Annotated in this window: 20 protein-coding genes; 10 read left to right on the top strand and 10 right to left on the bottom strand. The window is 65.3% G+C overall.

Going from position 1 to position 22,334, the window contains the following annotated elements:
* Positions 1-7: 7 nt before the first annotated feature.
* The gene (locus tag ASF61_RS04945; protein WP_056151855.1) at positions 8-466 is read right to left on the bottom strand and encodes a MarR family winged helix-turn-helix transcriptional regulator; all 459 of its coding nucleotides are present in this window, start codon (positions 464-466) and stop codon (positions 8-10) included.
* Between the two features lie 135 nt (positions 467-601).
* Here ASF61_RS04945 and ASF61_RS04950 point away from each other — a divergent pair, with 135 nt between their 5' ends.
* Positions 602-1,807, top strand: coding sequence for a cation:proton antiporter (locus ASF61_RS04950; RefSeq protein ID WP_056151858.1), 1,206 nt, complete (start codon positions 602-604; stop codon positions 1,805-1,807).
* Between the two features lie 12 nt (positions 1,808-1,819).
* The gene (locus tag ASF61_RS04955) at positions 1,820-2,080 is read left to right on the top strand and encodes a DUF3297 family protein (protein ID WP_056151861.1); all 261 of its coding nucleotides are present in this window, start codon (positions 1,820-1,822) and stop codon (positions 2,078-2,080) included.
* A gap of 77 nt (positions 2,081-2,157) precedes the next feature.
* On the opposite strand, the gene ASF61_RS04960 is transcribed toward ASF61_RS04955, so the two are convergent.
* Both ASF61_RS04960 and ASF61_RS04965 read right to left on the bottom strand, forming a co-directional pair.
* The gene (locus ASF61_RS04960) at positions 2,158-2,361 is read right to left on the bottom strand and encodes a hypothetical protein (RefSeq protein WP_229205715.1); all 204 of its coding nucleotides are present in this window, start codon (positions 2,359-2,361) and stop codon (positions 2,158-2,160) included.
* 132 nt (positions 2,362-2,493) lie between these two features.
* Entirely contained in the window at positions 2,494-3,462 is a 969-nt protein-coding gene (locus ASF61_RS04965) for a LysR family transcriptional regulator (RefSeq protein WP_056151864.1), read from the bottom strand.
* A 114-nt stretch (positions 3,463-3,576) separates the two neighbouring features.
* Here ASF61_RS04965 and ASF61_RS04970 point away from each other — a divergent pair, with 114 nt between their 5' ends.
* The 3 genes from ASF61_RS04970 to ASF61_RS04980 are packed head-to-tail and all read left to right on the top strand — an operon-like array spanning position 3,577 to position 6,873.
* Positions 3,577-4,668: a porin gene (locus ASF61_RS04970; protein ID WP_082491211.1), complete on the top strand. Its 1,092-nt coding sequence runs from the start codon at positions 3,577-3,579 to the stop codon at positions 4,666-4,668.
* Positions 4,669-4,685: 17 nt separating this feature from the next.
* Positions 4,686-5,525, top strand: coding sequence for a substrate-binding domain-containing protein (locus ASF61_RS04975; protein ID WP_082491212.1), 840 nt, complete (start codon positions 4,686-4,688; stop codon positions 5,523-5,525).
* A 43-nt stretch (positions 5,526-5,568) separates the two neighbouring features.
* A complete protein-coding gene (locus ASF61_RS04980; protein WP_056151871.1) occupies positions 5,569-6,873 on the top strand; it encodes an MFS transporter in 1,305 nt (434 codons plus the stop codon).
* Between the two features lie 217 nt (positions 6,874-7,090).
* Here ASF61_RS04980 and ASF61_RS04985 read toward each other — a convergent pair whose 3' ends face one another.
* Positions 7,091-8,326, bottom strand: a complete 1,236-nt coding sequence (locus ASF61_RS04985) for an MFS transporter (RefSeq protein WP_056151874.1) — start codon at positions 8,324-8,326, stop codon at positions 7,091-7,093.
* 30 nt (positions 8,327-8,356) lie between these two features.
* On the bottom strand, positions 8,357-9,856 hold the full coding sequence (locus tag ASF61_RS04990; protein ID WP_056151878.1) for a pepsin/retropepsin-like aspartic protease family protein: 1,500 nt from the start codon (positions 9,854-9,856) through the stop codon (positions 8,357-8,359).
* Between ASF61_RS04990 and ASF61_RS04995 the strand changes: the two genes are divergently transcribed.
* Positions 9,797-10,429 (top strand): hypothetical protein, encoded by a 633-nt coding sequence (locus ASF61_RS04995; RefSeq protein ID WP_056151881.1) that lies wholly within the window; start codon positions 9,797-9,799, stop codon positions 10,427-10,429. The genes ASF61_RS04990 and ASF61_RS04995 overlap by 60 nt on opposite strands.
* 175 nt (positions 10,430-10,604) lie before the next feature.
* On the opposite strand, the gene ASF61_RS05000 is transcribed toward ASF61_RS04995, so the two are convergent.
* From ASF61_RS05000 to ASF61_RS05010, 3 genes are all read right to left on the bottom strand, one after another.
* Positions 10,605-11,993, bottom strand: a complete 1,389-nt coding sequence (locus tag ASF61_RS05000; protein WP_056151885.1) for a DEAD/DEAH box helicase — start codon at positions 11,991-11,993, stop codon at positions 10,605-10,607.
* Between the two features lie 373 nt (positions 11,994-12,366).
* Entirely contained in the window at positions 12,367-13,158 is a 792-nt protein-coding gene (fabI, locus tag ASF61_RS05005; protein WP_056151888.1) for an enoyl-ACP reductase FabI, read from the bottom strand.
* A gap of 171 nt (positions 13,159-13,329) precedes the next feature.
* On the bottom strand, positions 13,330-14,769 hold the full coding sequence (locus ASF61_RS05010) for a transglycosylase SLT domain-containing protein (RefSeq protein WP_056151891.1): 1,440 nt from the start codon (positions 14,767-14,769) through the stop codon (positions 13,330-13,332).
* Positions 14,770-14,998: 229 nt separating this feature from the next.
* Here ASF61_RS05010 and ASF61_RS05015 point away from each other — a divergent pair, with 229 nt between their 5' ends.
* Positions 14,999-15,565 carry a DUF1415 domain-containing protein gene (locus tag ASF61_RS05015; RefSeq protein ID WP_056151894.1) on the top strand — a complete coding sequence of 189 codons (567 nt, stop codon included), beginning with the start codon at positions 14,999-15,001 and terminating at the stop codon, positions 15,563-15,565.
* On the top strand, positions 15,562-15,762 hold the full coding sequence (locus ASF61_RS05020) for a DUF1289 domain-containing protein (protein ID WP_056151897.1): 201 nt from the start codon (positions 15,562-15,564) through the stop codon (positions 15,760-15,762). Before ASF61_RS05015 ends, ASF61_RS05020 begins: the two co-directional genes overlap by 4 nt.
* 17 nt (positions 15,763-15,779) lie before the next feature.
* On the opposite strand, the gene ASF61_RS05025 is transcribed toward ASF61_RS05020, so the two are convergent.
* Entirely contained in the window at positions 15,780-16,289 is a 510-nt protein-coding gene (locus tag ASF61_RS05025; RefSeq protein ID WP_056151899.1) for a DUF1993 family protein, read from the bottom strand.
* Between the two features lie 174 nt (positions 16,290-16,463).
* On the opposite strand from ASF61_RS05025, the gene ASF61_RS05030 reads away from it, so the two are divergent.
* Together ASF61_RS05030 and ASF61_RS05035 are read left to right on the top strand one after the other, a co-directional pair.
* Positions 16,464-19,592 (top strand): EAL domain-containing protein, encoded by a 3,129-nt coding sequence (locus ASF61_RS05030; protein WP_056151902.1) that lies wholly within the window; start codon positions 16,464-16,466, stop codon positions 19,590-19,592.
* Positions 19,589-21,892: a xanthine dehydrogenase family protein molybdopterin-binding subunit gene (locus ASF61_RS05035; protein WP_229205716.1), complete on the top strand. Its 2,304-nt coding sequence runs from the start codon at positions 19,589-19,591 to the stop codon at positions 21,890-21,892. Before ASF61_RS05030 ends, ASF61_RS05035 begins: the two co-directional genes overlap by 4 nt.
* 13 nt (positions 21,893-21,905) lie before the next feature.
* Here the strand turns inward: ASF61_RS05035 and ASF61_RS05040 are convergent, their stop codons facing one another.
* Positions 21,906-22,334 carry a thioredoxin family protein gene (locus ASF61_RS05040; protein WP_056151905.1) on the bottom strand — a complete coding sequence of 143 codons (429 nt, stop codon included), beginning with the start codon at positions 22,332-22,334 and terminating at the stop codon, positions 21,906-21,908.

The following is a 22,334-nucleotide window of genomic DNA, read 5'->3' on the forward strand; positions in this document are numbered from 1 at the left end:
CCCCGGCTCAGGAATTGGACGCATTCATGCCGGCGATCAGTCCCAGCGCGGTGCTCATCTCGGCCAGCTGTGCCGGCGGGCAGCTGCGCAGCAGGTCGCGGCTGATCTGGTCGGCCACGACCACGGCGTTGTCGAGCAGCTCGCGCCCGGTGGCGGTGATGGCGGCATAGGCCACGCGGGCGTCGCGCGGATCCTGCTGGCGCTCGATCAGGCCGATTTTTTCCAGCGGCAGCAGGGTGCGCGTGACGCCGGAGGCGGTCAGGCCCTGGCGCTCGGCCAGGTCGACCCGGCGCAGGCGGCCGCCCGGTGCGCGGCTCAGGTAATGCAGCAGCATGAAGTCGCCAAAGCTGATGCCGTGGTAGCCGCCCAACACCTGGTCGAGCCGGCGCACCAGCGTGGCCTGGGCGCGGGCCAGCCGCAAGGTGAATTCAAGGCTGGGGGATACGGGCGGTTGTTGCTGGTCCATGATGGCTCCTCAAGTAATTTGATTGCATGATACTTGATAAATGCTTGAGTATGCAACTATTTATTTGTGGAGAAGGAATGAGAGCGCCGCTATGATAACGTTTTCATAAATCGACAAGAATAGCGGGACAGCACCATGCACATGGGTACCACTGAAATTTTCCTGATCGCCATGCTCCTGATCTTCGCCGTGCCCTACCTGGTATGGCGCCTGGGCGGCACCGATTATTATGCGCCGCTGGTGATCGTGCAGATCATCACCGGCGTCATCCTCGGACCGGGCATCCTGGGCCGCGCCTATCCCGAGTATTACGCCTTCGTGTTCAATGCCCAGGTGGTGCAGTCGCTCAACGGCATTGCCTGGTGGGCGGTGATGATTTTCGTGATGCTGGCCGGCATAGAACTGGACCTGAAAAAAGCGTGGGCGCACCGGCGCGAAAGCACGATCACGGCCAGCCTGGCGTTGGGCACGCCGCTGGTGTTCGGCTGCATTGCCGCCTTCGGCATGCTCGGCTTTGCGGGCTGGATCGGCCCGAATGCGCAGTCGTGGCAGTTCGTGCTGGGCGTGGGCATGGCGTGCGCGGTGACGGCGCTGCCGATCCTGATCTTGCTGATGGAAAAGCTCGAGATCCTGCGCGAGAACATCGGCCAGCGCATCCTGCGTTACGCCAGCCTGGACGATATCGCCATCTGGGCGGTGCTGGCCGTGATCATGCTGGACTGGGACCGCGTCACGCGCCAGCTGGCCTTCCTGCTGCTGTTTGTCGTGGCCACCTGGCTGTTCCGCGCGCTGATGGCAAAACTGGAAGAGCGCGACCGCTGGTTCGTTTCGCTGATCTGGCTGGTGGCCGTGGCATTCGCGGCCGACTGGGCCGGCCTGCACTACATGGTGGGCGCTTTCCTGGCCGGCGCCGTGATGGACGCCCACTGGTTCAGCCAGCAGCGGCTCGACTTCATGCGCCAGACCGTGCTGATCACCATCATGCCCGTGTATTTCCTCAGCGCCGGCCTGCGCACCAACTGGGGCGTCGGCGGCGCGGCCGTGTTCGTGGCGGCAGCGGTGCTGCTGGCCGCGTCGCTGTCGGGCAAGCTGATCGGCACGCAGATCGCCGGCAAGATTCTCAAGTGGGGGCAGGGCGAGGCGTCGATCATCGGCTGGCTGCTGCAGACCAAGGCGCTGATCATGATCATCTTTTCCAACATCCTGCTCGACAAGGGCCTGATCACCAACGAGACCTTTACCGCATTGCTGCTGATGGCCATCGCCAGCACCATGCTGACGGTGCCGATGGTGTATCCGAAATTGCGGCGCGCGGCGCAGCTGATCGTCAAAACCAGCTGATATAATGACGCCATGAACGCACCTACCTCTACCCCATCGCCTCAGCCTGCGCTGCCCGACCGCCTGTCGATCGATCCGCGCAGCCCGCACCACGTCGCCGCCGTGTTCGAACACGACGTCGGCATCACTTTCAATGGCAAGGAACGCTTCGACGTGGACGAGTACTGCATCAGCGAAGGCTGGATCAAGGTTCCGGCCGGCAAGGCAGTCGACCGTCGTGGCAACCCGATGCTGATCAAGCTCAAAGGCGCAGTGACCGCGTTTTACAAGTAAGCACGGCCCGGCACCACGGGCATGCGCCCATGAAAAAAACCACCTGCGGGCGACTGCAGGTGGTTTTTTTCTTTTTGCTAATTCGGCAGGGGCTGCTTGGGCGGTGTTTCGCGCAGCTTGTCGAGCATTTGCAAGGTGTTCGGCTGCAGATTCATGATGCCGTGGTACGCGCAATACTCGCAAAACGCCTCTTCAGGGCTCATGGCGACAATGGTCGCGTCCGAGTGGCCACGGCGCCGCAAGGCGCGCAAGCAGGCGGCATCCATATTCCTGGGGTTCATGCACTGACTCCGTTTCGAGATCTGGGTTGATGAGTGGATGTCCTGCATTATAGAACGGAATAGTGCATAATGGAAACTTTATTGGGTTTTTTTATAGCTGACTCAATGTAGTGAAACTATCGTTATCCTTGCTTATGCGTCATGAGTGTTAGCTGGCGCACCTTGCTGCGCAGATAGCCGTCGCCTTTGCCTGCCGCTTTGTGCTAACAAAGCTTGGCCTAACAACAGGTCGAACAGCGTGCGCGCAGCCGGCGGCATGGCGCGCTGCCGCTTGCTGATCAGGCCCAGCGTGCGCTCGATGGCAGGCGCCACCAGCGGTATTCCGATCACCGTGCCTTGCCGGTCGGGCACGATCGACAGCCCCGGTAAGGCAGCCACGCCCAGTCCCGACTCCACCAGCGCCAGCACGCCCGAGACGTGGTTGACCTCGCACGAAATCCACGGATGCTTCTCCACCCCGGCCAGCGCGGCGTCGAGCACGCTGCGGTTGCCGCTCGACTTGGCCACCGAGATATAGCGCTCATCGACCGTGTCCTTCCAGCTCAGCTTTTTGCGCGTGGCCAGCCGGTGGTCGCGCCGCATGGCCAGCACATAGCTCTCGACATAGATGGGCTGGAACAGGATCTCGGGATTTTCGGCGCCGGTAAAGCAGATGCCGAAATCGGCTTCGCCGGCCAGCACCAGGTTCAGCACGTCCTGGGCGCTTTCGTCGTGCACGCGCACGCGGATTTTCGGAAACTGCGTCGTGAAGCGCTTGAGCACGTCGGGCAAAAAATGCCAGATCGCCGATGGCACGCAGGCCAGCGTGACGGTGCCGGTACGGTGCGCGGCCAGGTCGGCCACGCCCAGTACGGCGTCCTCGAGACCGTTGAGGGCATCGCGCACATTGGCCAGGAATACCTGCCCGACATTGGTCAGCTGCACGCGCCGGGTCGTGCGTTCGAACAGCCGGACACCGAGCGCCTCTTCCAGCTTGTCGATGCGCCGGCTCAGCGCCGGTTGCGAGATGAACAGGTCGGCAGCGGCCTGGCGAAAGCTGTTGCGCTCGGCGACGGCCACGAAGGCGCGCAAATCGTGAAGGTCATAATTGATGCGTGACATGCATTAAACACGGGAAAAATTGCAATTATCAAATTATGCCATTTCAACGATCATGGGCGATTACTGATCAGCCTCGAACAAAAAAAGAAGGCACAGACCATTTATGGAGACACGATGCGCCATCGTCATATGTTTGCGCTGCTGTGCGCGGCCAGCAGCAGCTGCCTGGCCCAGGACGGCAACGGAATTTACGGAATCGCCGACCTCGGCCTTCGCTACGTCAACGGCCTGAGCGCCGCCAATGCGCCCACGCCGGGCGGCGCGGTACCCACCGTCACCAGCGGCGTGAACAAGACCAGCCGCTGGGGCTTGCGCGGCCAGGAGGATCTCGGCGGTGGCTGGCAGGCCCTGTACCGCCTCGAAGGCGGGCTCAATCTCGATAGCGGCAGCACCGCCAAGTCCGACAAGCTGTTCGACCGCCAGGCCTGGGTCGGCCTCAAGATGCCGCTGGCGACGGTGACCGTAGGCCGCCAGGCCAACCTGATTGCCGATGCGCTGTCCACCGTGGATCCGCTTGGCATACGCTATGCATCGTTCAACCCCAACGTCAATATTACCGGCCTGAGCAACACCGCGTTCGGCCGCCATTCGTTCGGCCAGCAATACGGCACCAGCGGCTATCCCGATAATTTCTACCGGCTCGACAACACGGTCAAGGTCACCACCAGCCTGGGTCCGGTACTGGCGCGCGCCGCCTATTCGTTCGGCGAGACCACCGATGGCGCCTCGCCCCTGTCCACCTGGGGCGGCGGCCTGACCTACCAGCAAGGCGGTGTGGCGGTCTCGGGCGCTGCGATGCGCTTGCGCAACCGTGACGACCAGGCGCTCGATGCGGCCTCGCTGGGTGCGGCGTACAAGTTCGGCAACTGGCAGTTCAAGGCCAACGCCGGCTTCAACCGCGCCGACATCGGCAGCGGCCAGACCGTGCGCCAGCGCGTGGCGTCCGCCGGTGTCAGCCGCCAGCTAATGCCGGACCTGCTGCTCACCACCGCGTATTACAAGGTGCAGCGCACCGCGACAGGCAAGGTGGACGACGGCTTCGCACGGGCGTTTGCCTACCTGGAAAAAGCGCTGTCCGCGCGCACCACGCTGTACCTCGAATCGGATTACACGGCGTGGCAGGGCGATGCCGCCGGCGTCACCGGCGCGCGCGCCAACGACCGCCATGGCCTGGGCCTGACCCTGGGCCTGATGGAAAAATTTTAATGACAGGAGAACCTACCATGCTACAACCTCCCTCGGTGCATCGATGCCGCACTGCCCAGTCTGCCGTGAAGTCGGCCGCAGCGTCGGCCTTGAAAGCGGTGGCGGCGCTGTCGCTGCTGGCCGCAGCAGCCAGCCACGCCGCAGAACTGCGCGTGGTCAGCTCGGGCGGCTTTGCCCAGGCTTATAAAAACCTGGCGGCCGGCTACGAGCGCGCCAGCGGCGACCAGCTGGTGTCCGAGTGGGGGCCGTCGATGGGCACCACGGCCAAGGCGATTCCGGCGCGGCTGGCGCGCGGCGAACCGATCGATGTCGTCATCATGGTCGGCGATGCGCTCGACAAGCTGATGCAGGAAGGCAAACTGGTACCTGGCAGCAAGGTCGTGCTGGCCAACTCGCCGATCGCGTGCGCCGTGCGCCACGGCGCGGCCAAGCCCGACATCAGCACCACCGACGGCCTGCGCAACGCCTTCCTGAAGGCCGGCCACGTCGCCTACTCGGACAGCGCCAGCGGCGAATACATCGAAAAGCAGCTGATGAACAAGCTCGGCATCGCCGACCGGATGCGCGGCAAGGCCGCCAAGATTCCGGCCACGCCGGTCGGTGAAATCATCGCCCACGGCCAGGCCGATTTCGGCTGCCAGCAGCGCAGCGAACTGATGCCGGTCGAAGGCATCGATATCGTCGGCCTGTTGCCGTCCGAGGTACAGCAGCTGACCGAGTTTTCGGCCGCGCTGGTGCGCGACGCCAGGCAGCCCGAAGCAGGGCGCGCGCTGCTCAGGTATCTGTCGTCGCCGGACCATGCGGCCGCCATCGAAGCGACCGGCCTGCTGCCGGCCGCCAAGCCGACCGCGCACTGACGCACTTCACTTTTCAACGGACCAGATTTTCAATAGGTAACACATGGCTACTCCATCGACCGCCAGCCCGGCGCGCGCACCGTCGCGCGTGGCAACCGTCATCCGGGTGACGAGCGGGAACTTCATCGAAATGTACGACTTCTTCCTGTTCGGCTTTTATGCGACGTACATTTCCAAGGCGTTCTTCCCGGCCAGCAGCGAGTTCGCCGGGCTGATGATGACGTTCGCGACCTTCGGCGCCGGCTTTTTCATGCGTCCGCTGGGCGCCATCATCCTCGGCAGCTATATCGACCGCATCGGCCGCAGCAAGGGCCTGGTGCTGACGCTGGCCATCATGGCGTCCGGTACGGCGCTGATCGCCTTCGTGCCCGGCTACGCCACCATCGGCCTGCTGGCGCCGTTCCTGGTGCTGATCGGCCGCCTGCTGCAAGGTTTTTCGGCCGGCGTGGAACTGGGCGGCGTGTCGGTGTACCTGTCCGAAATGGCCACGCCCGGCAACAAGGGTTATTACGTGAGCTGGCAGTCGGCCAGCCAGCAGGTGGCCATCATCTTCTCGGCGGCGCTCGGCTACTTCCTGAACGAGAGCCTGAGCCCGGCGTTCATCGCCGACTGGGGCTGGCGCATTCCTTTCTTCATCGGCTGCTCGATCATCCCGGTGGTGTTCTACATCCGCCGCTCGCTGCAGGAAACCGAGGCCTACCTGTCGCGCAAATCGCACCCGACCTTCCGCCAGATGCTGCAGACCATCAGCGTCAACTGGCCGCTGGTGCTGGCAGGAACCATGCTGATCGTGCTGACCACGGTGGCGTTTTACCTGATCACCGTGTACACGCCAACGTTTGGCAAGAGCGTGCTCAAGTTGAGCACCGAGGAAAGCCTGCTGGTCACGCTGTGCGTGGGCCTGTCCAATTTCATCTGGCTGCCCGTGATGGGCGCGCTGTCGGACCGCATCGGCCGCTGGCCGATCATGGCGGCATGCTCGGCGCTGACGGTGCTGACCGCCTATCCGGTGCTGTCGTGGCTGGTCGGACACCCGAGCTTTGAGCACATGGTGATGGTGGAACTGTGGCTGTCCTTCCTGTACGCCAGCTATAACGGCGCCACCATTGTCGCGCTGACCGAGATCATCCCGGCCAGCGTGCGCACCACCGGGTTCTCGCTGGCTTACAGCCTGGCCACCGCGCTGTTCGGCGGCATGACGCCGCTGGTGTCGACGCTGCTGATCGAGAGCACCGGCGACAAGGCTGCGCCCGGCTACTGGATGGCCGGCGCCGGCGCCATCAGCCTGCTCGCCACCTGGCTGGTCTATCGCGGCATCGTCAGGGAGCGGCAGCCGGTCGCCCACTGATCGATGGCGCCGATCAGGCCGCGAACGTCGGGGCCGGCTGACCGGCCTGCGCTGACAGACGACGGCAGCCCGTCGCTGGCTGACCGCTGGCGCTAGTGGGTTGGGGACACGCTGGCGTTGCCTGATCGATGGCGCTGACAGGACGCGCTCCACCATCGGCGCCACCCCGGTGGCGCCAGTCGGTCAGCGACAGTCCACGCTCGGGTGATCGATGACGCTAGTGTGCCGCCGCTGCGTGGCGGTCGAGCCGGCGCACCAGCAGCAGCGCGCCGATCGCGGTGGCAACCATCAGGTAGCCGATCACATCGAAATGGACGAGCCGGCCGTCGGCGCCCTGGCTGACGATGTGTCCGGCCACCACCGAGGCGACGCCGCCCGCCAGCTGCTGCAGCGAGGCGCTGATCGCGTTGAAGGCGCCGCGCTGGCCGGGCGGCGGGATCGACGCGGCCATGGCCTGGAACGGGATCATGCGCGAAAAGATCCCGACGAACATGACCGTGTTCAGCACGATCAGGGCCGGCAGCGAAATCCGGTCCAGCTGCGTGTACACCACCACGGTCACCATCGAGACGATGGTGCCGAACACGAATACGGGAAACCTGCCGCGACGGTCGGCAACGCGACCGATCAGCGGTCCCGTGAAAATGGTGCAGATGCCGGTGACCAGGTACACGGTCGGCAAGTGCTGCATGTCGATGCCGAGATTGTTGACGATGTAGGCGCTGCTGAACGGCATCAGCATGAAGCCGCCCATGGTCAGCAGCGCCGTGGTGGCGAACGCCAGCAGGTGGTGCGGCACTTTCACCGTGTGATACAGGTGCATCCACGGACTGTGGTCCTGGGGCTTGCCCAGGTGGGCATCGACCGGTTCCATCTGCCACGCCACGACCAGGCCGCCGACCAGGCCGAAGGCGGCCAGCGCCAGGAACGGCACATGCCAGTCCCAGCGGTTGGACAGGTAGATACTGATCGGTATGCCGAGCACCTGGCTGGCCGCGAACGCGGTCTGGATCAGCCCCATCACGCGCCCGCGCATGGCCGGGGCAAACAGGTCGGTGGCAATCGCCAGCACCACCGAGCCGATCACCCCGCCGAACAGCCCGGTGACGATACGCGCCATCACCAGCGCCTCGAAACTCTGCGCCAGCCCGCACCAGACGGTGCCGAGTATGAACCCCGTGTAAAAGAACAGCAGCAGCTTCTTGCGGTCATAACGATCGGCAAAGCCGGCCGTGAGCAAGCCGGAAATGCCGGCGCTGAAGGCATACGCGGACACCACCACGCCGAACTGGGCCGGACCGATGGCCAGCGCCGGCATGATCACCGCCCCCAGCGGCGACATGATCATGAAGTCGAGGATCACGGCAAACTGCAGGAAGGCGAGCAGGGCGACGACGATTTTCTGGTAGCGGGAGAAGGTGGTGGCAGGTGAGGCTGTGGTTGTTTTTTGCATGGATGGTGTTGAGTGAGCAGCACTGTGGGGTTAGTCGGCAGCCTTGACGGGCGCGAGATAGAGCTTGCCGCCGGCGTAGTCGAACACGATGTCGAGCTGGCGCAGGATGCCGTTGCTGATGTTGCCTGCAATGGCCGTGCCTGTCGTTGCATTGAGCAGGCCGCCGCTGTGGGTGGCCAGTTCCAGCGTGGGGTCGGCGATGCGGATGTCGCCGATTTCGAACAGTTTGCCGCGCGTGGCCAGCACCCGGCTGGTGCCGCCGATGCCTTGTGCGGTCTGGACCACGTCGCCGGCGCCGTATTTTGCCACCAGGCCGTGGCGCTCGACGAACGACTGGTTGATGGTCAGCGAATAGTCGCTGCCGGTGTCGATGGTGAACATGCCGGGCAGGCCGTCCAGCGTGGCGGCCACCTGCGGCGTGCGGTCGTGGAAGGTAAGGGGAATGGCCGTGGCCGCGCCGCGGTAGACGAAATCCTGCGGATCGTGGAATGTGATCTGGCGCGCCGCGTAGTCGATCCGGGTGGGCGTGAGCGACAGCCATTCGTAGCCGATGGTGCCGTCGATCGGCAGCTGGTCGAGCGTGGGGCTGGTGAAAAACGCCTGCTGTGCCAGCGTCAGCCCGGCCAGGCCCAGTTGCTTCACCGTGGTCAGCATGCCGCGCTCGCTCTGCGGTCCCATGCCCGACAGGACGGCCACGCCCTGCACGGGCAGGCGCAGGCGGCGGTGCAGCTTGTTGCTGATGACGTTGCGCGAGCCGGTGTCGAGGATGAAGCGGAACGGGCCCTGGCCGTTGAGCGTCACGGCCACGCAGATGTGCGCCTGGCACGGCTCGAACGGGATCGTCACCGCACGGCGGCCGGCGCCGAATCCGGCGATGGTGGCCGGCGCCGGCAGCGTGAAGTCGAGCTGCGCGGCGGGGCGGTCCAGCACCATGCTGGTGACGCGCAGCACATCCGCATCGCGTTGGTCGCGGACATCGCGCGTGCGCTCCTCGAACGGCAGCGTGATCGGGCCGACGCGGCGAAAATCGCGGTAGTCCACCGTGAGCAGCTTGCCGTCGACCAGTTCCTGGCGCCGCTCGACGCGGCCGCTGGCCGGATTGATCCAGAAGTCGAACGGTGCGCCGCGCTGCGGCGTGACCCGCACCACGGCGTACTCGACGCTGCCGAGCTGGCGCGGCGCGCGCAGTTCCAGCTTGCGCGCCTTGCCGTGGCCGCGCGCGAACCACCAGCCATACGATTGCCGGCGCAGATATTGTTCGGGATTCGGGGCATCGGCATCGAGCTTTTCGAAGCGGCCCATGCGCTGCTGCCAGAAATCGCGCCCGTCCGACCGTGACATCTGCCGCGCCACTGCCGACGCGGGGATACGCTGCGCATACCGGCCGCTGACGAAATCGATATCGCTGCTGCCGGCCTCCTCGGGCAGCGACTGGTCGCCGTCGTCGGCCACGCTGCGCACGAACTGCGTTTGCAGCGTGGCGACCGTGCGCCAGGCCTCGCCGCCGATGGCCGCGCGCGCTTTCGCCATGAGGGCTCGCGCGGCAGACGCCGACGGCGTTTCCACCGTACCGGCGCTGCTGGCAGCCTCCGTCTCGGCGGCATCGGTTGCAACAGCCACTTCAGAAGCACCAGCAGCACCAGCAGCGCCGGCGGCATCAGCAGCAACAGCAGCAACAGCGGCAGTACCAGCAACACCAGCAGCACCAGCAGCACCAGCAGCACCAGCAGGAGCACCAGCGGCATTCGCATCAGCGCCAGCAGCACCAGCAGGAGCGCCAGCGGCATTCGCATCAGCGCCAGCGGCATTCGCATCAGCGCCAGCGGCATCGACAGAAGCACCAGCGGCATTCGCATCAGCGCCAGCGGCATCGACAGAAGCGCCAGCGGCATTCGCATCAGCGCCAGCGGCATCCGCATCAGCGCCAGCCGTATCAACGGAATCGCCAGCAGCGCCAGCCACAGCAAAAACATCGGCCACGGCAAGCCCGCCCGGCGCAAGCACGGCAGCGGTCAGCGCCGGCGCTGCCGTCGCGCCGGGCAGGGCGGTCAGGGCCAGCCAGAGCATGCCGGCCCGCTGCAACAGGGAACGGACGGACGATGATGAGGGGGATGGACGGGACGGAGGCGTTTTGAGCATCGTTGCATGGTAGCCCAAAATCGCGTGCCCGCGTAGTTGCCGGCGTCCCAAATAAACATGGCCCCCGGATCGCTCCGGGGGCCATGCTGCTCACTTGGCGGGAAGTGAGCGAATCATCACTGCGCTGGCAGAGCGCCGATCAGCGGTCGCCGTAGCTGCGGCGGGCGCCGTCGCTGCTGCGCGGGTTGCTGCCCTTGTAGCCGCCTTCCTTGCGCGGTGCGTTCGGGTTGCTGAAGCTACGCTGGCCCGGCTTGGCGCCGCCACGGTTGTCGCCCGGCTTCCAGCCGCCCGGACGCGAGGTCGAACGCGGCGCCATGCCCGATTTCTTCGGCTCGTAGCCTTCGACCACGTTCACCGGAATCAGCTGCTTGGTGAAGCGTTCGATGCGCTTGACGTTCATGCCTTCGGCGTGGTTCACCAGCGAGATGGCGCGGCCGTTACGACCGGCGCGGCCGGTACGGCCGATGCGGTGGACGTAGTCTTCCGGGAACTTCGGCAGGTCGTAGTTGAACACGTGGGTAATCGTCGGCACGTCGATGCCGCGGGCGGCAACGTCGGTGGCGATCAGGATCTTGACCTGGCCGCGGCGCAGGCTGTCGAGCGTGCGGTTACGGGCGCCCTGGTGCATGTCGCCATGCAGTGCGGCAGCCGAGAAACCGGCGATGTTCAGGCGGTCGGCGATGGTGTCGGCGTCGCGCTTGGTGGCGGTAAACACCACGGCCTGGTCGAGCGACTCGTCGCGCAGCAGGTGGTCCAGCAGGCGGTTCTTGTGCGACAGGTCGTCCACGAAGTGCACGGTCTGGGTGATGTTTTCGTGCTTGTTGGCCGCGCTGATGATCTGGATGGTCTGCGGATCCTTGGTGATGCGGCGGGCCATATTGCCCACCACGCCGTCCAGAGTGGCCGAGAACAGCATGGTCTGGCGCGTGGCCGGCGTGGCTTCGACGATTTTTTCGATGTCGTCGATGAAGCCCATGTCCAGCATGCGGTCCGCTTCGTCCAGCACCAGGATTTCCAGTTGCGAGAAGTCGATCTTGCCCGATTCCATGTGGTCGATCAGGCGGCCCGGGGTGGCCACCAGGATTTCAGGATTCTTGGCCAGCAGTTGCATCTGCTTCGGGTAAGGCATGCCGCCCAGGATCGACACGGCCTTGATGCGGCGCAGGTTGACGCTGTACTTGTCGGTGTTGGTGGTCACTTGCAGGGCCAGTTCGCGGGTCGGCGTGAGCACCAGCATTTTTGGCTGGGCAGGCTTGAAACGTGGACGCTCGCCACGGGCGCGCGCTGCCTGCATTTCCTGGTTGGCGGTCTTGCCGGCAGCGGCCGGCTCGGTGGCGAACAGGCGGTGCAGCGACGGCAGCATGAACGCTGCAGTCTTGCCCGAACCGGTTTGCGAGGATACCAACAAGTCCTTGCCGGCGATGGCGGCAGGAATGGCCTGCTGCTGGACCGGGGTCGGCGCGGTGTAGCCGGCGTCGGTCAGGGCCTTGATGATGGACGTGTTGAGACCTAATGCTTCAAATGTCATGCTGTTCTTTCGTAAAAATCTGCGTACACGCGAACGTGGAACGCGAAATAGCAACGCCTACCAAAACGAAATGACTAATCAAAATCGAAAGAAATTTCGGCACAAAAGCTTTGCGCCGGGACGGTGTCAGGTGCGACACCAGAGGCGGGAGGGCTTTAGCGACATCAGGATGATGCGCAAGGGCTGCGTAGCTGCTAATAAAATCCTGGCTGAACAATCGGCGCCGCTGCTTGATTTGCGACGCGCACATTGCAGCGCACAAACGACACTATACAGCAGTTGTGGCGGTCTGTACAGGCGCACAGTGCGCAGCGGGCCGGGGGCGCTGTGAAAGCACCCCCGGCCCGTCGATACACTGAACGTTACGGCAAGCTTACAGGTAGTCTTCCGCGTTCAGGCCCATCACGTGCGAGAAGCCGCCGTCGACGTAGGTGATTTCGCCCGTGATGCCCGAGGCCAGGTCCGACAGCATGAAGGCGGCGGTATTGCCCACTTCTTCGATGGTGACGTTGCGGCGCAGCGGCGCGTGCGACGAGGCAAAGCCGAGCAGCTTGCCGAAGTCCTTGATGCCCGAGGCGGCCAAAGTCTTGATCGGGCCGGCCGAAATGCCGTTGGCGCGGATGCCTTTCTTGCCCAGGTTTTCCGCCAGGTAGCGCACCGACGCTTCCAGCGAGGCCTTGGCCAGGCCCATGGTGTTGTAGTACGGGATGGCGCGCACGGCGCCCAGGTACGACAGCGTCAGCAGCGAGGAGCCGTCCTTCAGCAGCGGCAGCGCCGCCTTGGCCATGGCCGGGAAGCTGTAGGCCGAAATGTCGTGGGCCACGCGGAAGTTTTCGCGGGTCAGGCCGTCGAGGAATTCGCCGGCGATCGCTTCGCGCGGGGCGAAGCCGATGGCGTGCACCAGGCCGTCCAGGTGGGGCCAGCTTTTGCCGAGGTCGGCGAACAATGCTGCGATCTGCTCGTCGCTGCCGACGTCGCAGTCGAAGACCAGCTTGCTGTCGAATTCGGCGGCGAACTCGGTGATGCGGTCCTTGAAGCGTTCACCCACGTAGGTGAAGGCCAGTTCGGCGCCTTCGCGGTGACAGGCCTTGGCGATACCGTAAGCGATGGAACGGTTCGACAGCAAACCGGTGATGAGGATTTTTTTTCCTTGCAGGAACGCCATAATGACTCCAATTGCGACTGCGCCCCCGCGCCGGCCCTGTGGGCTGGCATGGCGACGCAGTGGTGGGTTGTTTTGTACTGTGTGAGTGGCGATTGCCGGACACGCAAGTCCGAGATTGTAGGGCGTGTCCGCCGCGACTGCAAGAAGTCTTCACGGCCGCCGGCGGCGGCGTCAGTTACGTTTCTTGCGGCTCTTGCCCTTGATCGCGTCGCGCGCCACGCGCGCCTTGACCAGCGACACCGGCCCGGACTTGCTGCCGGCATGGGCGCTGGCGCGCTTGTAGCCGGCGCGGCTGACGGTGCGTTCGGGTTCGAATGCCACGGTGGCGTTATCGGCCACTTCGGGGGCGATATCGGTGTAGGTGCCGGTCGAGATCTTCGGCACCAGGATGGTGGAGCCGGCCTTGAGCAGCGATCGCTGCGGCAGGTTGTTGGCCTGGCGGATCACGTCGGGCGTGGTGTGGAAGCGCGAGGCCAGCGAGCTGATGCTTTCCTTGGCGCTGGTGATCTTGTGCACGGTCCAGGTGGACAATTCCTTGCCCCACTGCGCCAGGTTCAGGTGGAACTTGTCGGCGTTTTCCTTCGGCAGCAGGATCTTGGTCTGTTCGTCGCCGGTGATGACCGGGCGCTTGAACTGCGGGTTCAGGGCCTTGAATTCGTCGATCGACAGTTCGGCCAGCTGGGCCGCGATGGTCATGTCGATGTCGCTGGTCTTGTCCACGGCCGTGAAGTACGGCGTGTTGTCGATCAGCGGCAGGCTGACCTTGTACTGGGACGGGTTGCCGATGATGTTCTTCATCGCCTGCAGCTTGGGCGCATAGTTGCGCGTCTCGGCCGGCATCAGGTCGGCCAGGCTGTCGAAATCGGTCGGCTTGCCGGCCGCGCGGTTGCGGGCGATGGCGCGCTGCACCGAGCCTTCGCCCCAGTTGTAGGCGGCCAGCGCCAGTTGCCAGTCGCCGAACATGTCATACAGGCGCTGCAGGTAGGTCAGGGCGGCGTCGGTCGATTCCATGATGCCGCGCCGCTCGTCCTTGAACGCATCCTGCTTGAGGTTGAAGTCGCGTCCCGTGCCCGGCACGAACTGCCACATGCCGGCAGCGTTGGCGCTCGACAGCGCCTGCGGGTTGAAGCCCGATTCGATGAACGGCAGCAGCGCCAGCTCGGTCGGCATGCCGCGCTTTTCCAGTTCGCTCACCACGTAGAACAGGTACAGCGAAGCGCGGGCGCTGGTGCGGGTGATATGTTCGGGATGGCTGCTGAACCAGGTCGTGTGGCGGGTCACCAGTTCGTTGTTCAGGTCGGGGATGGCGTAGCCGCTGCGGATCCGGCCCCACAGATCTTTTTCGTGGTACTCGTCGTCGGCCCGGGCCGGCTTGCTGGCCTTGAGGGAGGCGGCGACATCGAGGGAGGATTTCGGCAGCGAGGGGAGGGTAGCGAGACTGACAGAGGCGGCGGCTGCGGTGACCGGGGTCAGGACGTGGGCATCGTCGAGATCGTGTTCGCGTGCCTGGCTGGCGCCTGGGGTGATGCCGGCCAGCAGGGCCAGCAGCACGGCCAGCGCCGCCGAACTGTGACGGCCGGGAAGACGGTGATTACGGTGTCGTGCTTGCATAGTTTTCCATTGCTGTTGTTTCACCAACATCGTGTGGACCATGAAATAAACGTGGAGTGTACGAAGCTCATCGAGGCGCGTCAAGGATTATGTCACTTCCATGACTTCGTGATAAGCAATAGTTGCCGGTAGATAAGGATGTGTTGAGAGCAAGATGCACGCAGTACCGGCGGCGTCCAAGAGTGCGTACAATCGCGTCTTTGCATGGCCATCAACAAGGATACGTATCATGAGCAGTTCCACCGCCGCCCTCGACCACGACCGCGTCGTCGCCGAGACCGTCCACTGGCTGGAGAAAGCCGTCATCGGCCTCAACCTGTGCCCGTTTGCCAAGGCCGTGCACGTCAAGAAACAGGTGCGCTACGTGGTGTCCGACGCCACCACGCCGGAGGCGCTGCTGGAAAAGCTGATGGAGGAGCTCGAGCACCTGGCCGAAGCGGACCCGGACAAGATCGACACCACGCTGATCATCCACCCGCACGTGCTGAAAGACTTCGAGGATTACAACGAATTCCTCGACGTGGCCGACGCCGCGCTGGAAGACATGGACCTCGACGGCATCCTGCAGGTGGCCAGCTTCCACCCCGACTACCAGTTTGCCGACACCGACCGCAACGATATCGAAAACTACACGAACCGCACGCCGTATCCGACCTTGCACCTGCTGCGCGAAGAGAGCATCGACCGCGCGGTGGAAGCGTTCCCCGAGGCGGCCGAGATTTTCGAGAAGAACGTGGACACGCTGCGCGCCCTGGGCCACGACGGCTGGGACAAGCTGATGCAGGAAAAAGCATGAGCGCGGACAGCAACGCGTTGCCGCCGCGGCCGGACACGCCGTGCGTGGCGGTCTGCTCGACCACCTTCGACGAGGTGTGCCGTGGCTGCGGGCGTACCGTGGTCGAGGTGGCGCACTGGGTGTCGATGACAGCCGCGCAGAAGGAAGTCGTGTGGCAGCGCATCCTGGCGCAGGGCTACCCGCGCCGCAACAAGTAAGCGAAAGTAAGCGCGGATCAGTACGTGCCGATGTAATCCTTCTTGCCCACCTCGACGCCGTTGTGGCGCAGGATGTCGTAGGCGGTGGTGGCGTGGAAGTAGAAGTGCGGCAGCGCGTAGTGGAACAGATAGGTCTGGCCCGTGAAGTGCTTGGTCTTCTCGCCGCTGCCGGTGGTGATGGCGCGCGTTTCGCTGCCTTCGATGGCGCTGTGCGGCACGCTGTCGATGTAGGCCAGGGTCTTTTCGATGCGCTGCTTCAGTTCGGCGAAAGTCGCTTCCCTGTCTTCATACGACGGCACGTCGAGGCCGGCCAGACGGGCGGCCGCGCCCTTGGCGAAGTCGCAGGCGATCTGCACCTGGCGCGTGAACGGCAGCATGTCGGGGAACAGGCGGTACTGCAGCAGCGCGGCCGGTTCGATCTTTTTGTCGGCGATGTGCGCTTCGGCCTTGCCGAGGATGGTGTGCAGGCTGTTGAGGATTTGCTTGAACGCCGGAATGGAGGCGGAATACATCGAAAAAGTGGTCATGGCGTTTCCGTATGTTGACAGGGAGCCGCGATATTAGCCTGTCGTCGTGATTTTTGCTTGCTGACTTACTTTTTGGCAGTGGTTACGTGCATAATTCCGAAAGGTAATATTTTGTAGCGTGTACTGTGACATTTCGACGATGCCCACTCCCTTCCTTCCTGCGTCACCGCGTCAATGACTAAAGCCTTCGAACGTTTGCGGACCCGGTTCCAGGCATTGCGCAGACTGCCGCGCTCGTCGATTTACGGCGCCTTGCTGCTGGTGGTGTTCGGCGGCCTGGTGGTGCCGGCGGCGATCGGCAGCTACGTGCTGATCGGGGTGCACGAGAAGGCGTCGGCGCGGATCGCCCTCAACGAAGCGCTGCAACGCAATGCCGACATCCTGGCGCTGGGCATGCAGGAATCGTTGTGGAACATGAATACCGAGTCGGCCCGCTCGCTGGTCGACTCGGTCATGCGCGACAAATCGGTGGTGCGGGTCGAGGTGATGGGCCAGGCCGACGCCCAGTTCATGCACGTCGAGTCGCCGCGCCAGTCGATCGGCACCATCTACCGCGCCGAGCGCGAGATCGCCGTGCGCGGCGAGCGCATCGGCCGTATCACGGTCGAGATGGACGACGCCCGCAGCCAGCAGGACCTGCGCGAAAAGCAGGAAGCCTATGTGCTGGTGCTTGCCGGCCAGCTGATGGTGTCGCTGGTGCTGATCGTCCTGTTCCTGAAGGCCCGCCTGATCCGGCCGCTGCGCAAGCTCAACGATTTTTCCGACCGCCTGGCGCGCGGCGATTTCGACACCCAGCTGACCGTGCGCGGGCGCGACGAACTGGGGCGCCTGTCGCTGCAGCTCGACCAGATGCGCATGGCGATCAAGCGCCTGTTCGAAGATATCGGCCAGCGCGAGGAACGCTTCCGCACCATCGTCACCCAGGTGCCGGGCGCCGTGTTCCGCTGCCGGCCCGACGGCCCGATCGAATTCGTCTCGGACGCGATCGAGGACATCACCGGCTACCCGGCCAGCCTGTTCATGCGCGGCACCACCGACAACTGGACCGACCTGATCGCGCCCGACGACCGCAGGCGCCACCGCCGCACCGTGGCCGAAGCGATTGCCAGCGGCAAGCCGTACCAGATCGAATACCGCATCGTCGACGCTGCCGGCACCGAGCGCTGGCTGTCGGAAAACGGCCAGCCGCAGGGCGGCAGGGACCGTGGCCAGATCTGGGTGGACGGCATCATGGCCGACATCAGCGAGCGCAAACACAACGAGATGCGCATCGAGGCGCTGCTGGCCGAGCAGAGCGCAATCCTCGACAACGTGATGTTCGGCGTAATGTTCGTGCGTAACCGCCACATCGTCTCGGTCAACCGCCGCTGCGAGGAACTGTTCGGCTACGCGCCGGGTGCCATGGTCGGCTCGTCCACCGCGATCCTGTTCCCGACCCCGCTCGAATTCGAGGCAGCCGGGGCGCGCCAGTATCCGTCGCTCTCGGAAGGCAGTTACTTCAACGAAGAGCGCCACTACCTGCGCCAGGACGGCAGCTCGTTCTGGTGCATGGTGAGCGGCTATGCACTCGATCACCTGCGCGCCAACGAAGGCAGCATCTGGGTGTATGCCGACATCACCGAGCGCAAGGAGGCCGAGGAAAAGCTGCGCCTGTCGGCCACCGTGATCGAACACATCGCCGACGGCGTGGTGGTGCTCGACGCCCAGGGCACCATCGTCACCGTCAACCCGGCGTTCACCCAGATCACCGGCTACACGGCGCAGGAGGCGATCGGCCTCGATTACACGCTGACGCGCTCGGGCCGCCACGAGCAGGCGTTCTACGAACAGATGTGGCAAGAGCAGCTCGCGTCCGGTTTCTGGCAGGGCGAGCTGTGGAACCGGCGCAAGAACGGCGATATCTACCTCGAGTGGCTGACCGTCAGCGCGGTACGCGACAGCCGCGGCCATGCGACGCACTACGTGGGCGTGTTCAGCGATATCACCAGCGCCAAGGAGTCGCAGGACAAGCTCGATCACCTGGCCCACCACGACCCGCTGACCGCGCTGCCCAACCGCCTGCTGTTCAACGACCGCCTGCAGCACGCGCTGCAGCGCGCCACGCGCGACCACGAGCAGCTGGCGCTGCTGTTCATCGATCTCGACCGCTTCAAGAACGTCAACGACACGCTGGGCCACCACATCGGCGACGAGCTGCTCAAGCAGGTCGCGCGCGCGCTGCTCGACCGCCTGCGCGAGGGTGACACGCTGGCGCGCCTGGGCGGCGACGAATTCATCGTCCTGCTGGAAAACGTGGGCAGCCACTATGGGCCGGCGCAGGTGGCCGAAAAGCTGGTGCAGATGTTCGACCAGCCGTTCCAGGTGGCCGGCCACGAGCTGTTCGTCACCTGCAGCGTGGGCATCAGCCTGTTCCCCGACGATGCGGGCGACCTCAATATGCTGATCCGCAATGCCGACGTGGCCATGTACCAGGCCAAGGCGCGCGGCCGCAACGGCTACAGCTTCTACATGCCGTCGATGACCGGCGAAGGCGTCGAGCGGCTGCGGCTGGAAACCTATCTGCGCCGCTCGATCGAAAAGAACGAAATCTTCCTGATGTACCAGCCGCAGGTGGAAATCGATACCGGTCGCCTGATCGGCGTCGAGGCGCTGGTGCGCTGGAACCATCCGGAGCTGGGGCTGGTGCCGCCGGTGCGCTTCATTCCGCTGGCCGAGGACACCGGTTTCATCAACCAGCTCGGCGAATGGGTGCTGCACGAGGCCTGCCGCCAGATGGACCGCTGGCAGGCGGCAGGCCTGCACGTGCCGAAGATCGCGGTCAACCTGTCGGCGCGCCAGTTCGAGCGCGGTGGCATCGTCAAGCTGGTGGCCGACATCCTGGCCGATACCGGCCTGGCACCGCAGCGCCTGCAGCTCGAAGTGACGGAGTCGGTGATCATGAACACCGGCGACGCCATGGTCTTCATCAACGACCTGCACGCAATCGGCGTGGCGCTGGCGATCGACGATTTCGGCACCGGCTACTCGTCGCTGGCCTACCTCAAGCAGCTGCCGGTGCAGACGCTGAAGATCGACCGCTCGTTCATCAAGGATATCTCGACCGACGCCAACGACGAGGCGATCGCGATTGCCATCATCCAGCTGGGCAAGAGCATGAATCTGTCGGTCATCGCCGAAGGCGTGGAAACCGAAGAGCAATCGTCGTTCCTGCTGCGCCATGGCTGCCACCTCGCGCAAGGCTATTTATATGGTAAGCCGCTGAGCCCGGACGACCTGCTGGCGCGCTGGCACGGCCAGCCATGACCATGCCCCGACCGACCATGCCGCCAGCAACCGGGCAACCGTCTTCGTCGCCGCGCCGGCGCTTCCTGTTCGGCGGCGTGGCCGTCATGGGCGCGCTGGTGGTGGGCTGGGGCATGCTGCCCGCGCGCCAGCGCCGCACTGCGTCGCACCCGCTGCCGGTCAGCGGCGGCGCGCTGGCGCTCAACGGCTGGGTGGCGCTGGCGCCCGATGGCACGGTCACCGTTGCCATGCCGCGCAGCGAGATGGGGCAGGGCGTGCACACGGCGCTGCCGATGCTAGTGGCCGAGGAAATGGACGTGCCGCTGGCATCGGTGCGGCTGGTGCAGGCGCCGCTCGACGCCATCTACGGCAACGTCGCCATGCTGCAGGACGGCTTGCCGTTCCACCCCGACGACGACGGCGCGGTGAAGAACGGCGCCCGCTGGATCGTCGGCAAGGTGGCGCGCGAGCTGGGCATCGTGATCACCGGCGGTTCGTCCAGCATCAAGGACGCCTGGCTGCCGATGCGCGAAGCCGGCGCTGCCGCGCGCGCGATGCTGGTCGCTGCCGCCTGCCAGCAGTGGCATGCCCAGCCTGACGATTGCGGCACCGGCGCCGGCCACGTACTGCACCGTGACGGCCGCACGCTGGCCTATGGCGCGCTCGCTGCTGCCGCCGCCACCGCCCAGCCGGGGGAAGTGCGCCTGAAGTCGCCTGCGCAATTCACGCTGATCGGCCGGCCGCAGCAGCGCCGCGACACGCCGGCCAAGGTCGATGGCAGCGCGGTGTTCGGCATCGACGTGCGCCCGCCCGGCATGGTGTACGCGGCGGTGCGCATGGCGCCCGTGATCGGCGGCGTGTTCGCCAGCGTGGATCGGTCGGCGACGATGAGGATGCCGGGCGTGCTGCAGGTGGTCGATTTTTCCGCTGCGTACGGCGCGGGCGCCGGGGTGGCCGTGGTGGCGCGCACCTGGTGGCAGGCGAAGCAGGCCGCGCTGGCGCTGGCGATCACCTGGCGCGACGGCGCCAACGCCGGCCTGGCCAGCGCCCAGGTGTTCGACGCGCTTGCCGCCAGCCTCGGCACGGATGCCGGCCATGTCTACCACCAGGCCGGCGACATGGATCTGGTGCAGGGCGGGGGCGACGTGGCCCGCACCCTGGGCGCCGAGTACCGCGCGCCCTATCTGGCCCACGCGGCCATGGAGCCGGTCAACTGCACGGCGCAGCTCAAGGATGGCAAGGTCCACGTCTGGGCGCCGACGCAGTCGCCGGGCTTTGCGGTCAAGGCGGCGGCGCAGGCGGCCGGCGTGGCCACCGAGGCTGTCACGCTGGAGGTGACCCTGCTCGGCGGCGGCTTCGGGCGCCGGCTCGATGTCGACATGGTGGCGCAGGCCGTGGCGATCGCCCGCGCGGCAGCGCCGGCCACCGGCGGCGCGCCGGTGCAAACCATCTGGACCCGCGAGGACGATATCGGCCACGACGTGTACCGCCCGGCGGCGCTGGCGCGCTTTGCCGCCACGCTCGACGCGGCCGGCCACGTGCTCGGCTACGATTGCACGTCGGCTGGCGGCTCGGTGTCGCACCAGTTCTTGGCGCGTAACCTGGGACTGCCGGCGGCCGGGCCGGACAAGACCATGGCCGAAGGCCTGTTCGACCTGCCGTACGAGCTGCCCAACCAGCGCATCCGCCACACGATCGTGGACAGCGCCGTGCCGCTTGGTTACTGGCGCTCGGTCGGCCACTCGCACAACGCGTTTTTCAAGGAAAGCTTCATCGACGAGCTGGCCCATGCTGCCGGCCGCGACGAGGTGGCGTTCCGGCGCGCGCTGCTGGCACGCCATCCGCGCCACCTGGCGGTGCTCGACGCGGCCGTGGCGCGCGCCGGCGCTGCGCCCGACGGACACGCCCATGGCGTGGCGCTGCACCAGTCGTTCGGCACCATCGTGGCGCAGGTGGCGCAGGTATCGGTGGCCGGTACCGAGATCCGCGTCCACCGCGTGGTCTGCGCGATCGACTGCGGGCTGGCCGTCAACCCCAACCTGATCGCCCAGCAGGCGGAATCGGGCGTGGTGTTCGGGTTGTCGGCAGCGCTGTTCGGTGCGGTGACGATCAAGGACGGCAAGGTCGAACAGTCGAACTTCCACGACTACCCGGTGCTGCGCCTGAACCAGGCGCCGCTGGTGGAAACCATCATCCTGCCGAGCGCCGCGCACCCGGAGGGCATGGGCGAGCCGGCCGTGCCGCCGGTGGCGCCGGCCGTGGCCAACGCCGTGTTCAAGCTGACCGGCAGGCGCTTGCGCAGCCTGCCGCTGACATTGTAGATACTTGCAGGGATCAGGCCAGGGCGTTGCGCAGCAGGGTGCGCAGGTTGCAGTCGTGCTGCCAGCGCGCGCGCTCCTCGCTGTTGACGATCATGTCCGTCATCTCCGCGTCCGACATCTCGGTCTGCGCCTGCACCAGCCGGTGCGCGAGCGCCGGATCGGGCAGCATGGTGCCGAAAAACGCCACCAGCTCGTGGTGCTGGATCAGCAGGGTCGGAAAATTTTCCACGTCGAGATCGCCGACCACGTCGGCATGGTCTTCGATATCGATCCACAGGAACAGCTTGTCGGGATGGCGCGCAGCCACGCTCTCGAAACTGGCCTGGTAGCTGTCGCAGGTGCCGCACCAGGCGGCGCACAGGCAGGCGACGATCCAGCGGTCGCCGGCCAGTTCGGCGGCCACCTGTTCGCGGTTGGCGGAATTGAGGGTGAGGCTGTGCAT

This window comes from Duganella sp. Leaf126, assembly GCF_001423125.1.
Lineage (GTDB): Bacteria > Pseudomonadota > Gammaproteobacteria > Burkholderiales > Burkholderiaceae_D > Rugamonas.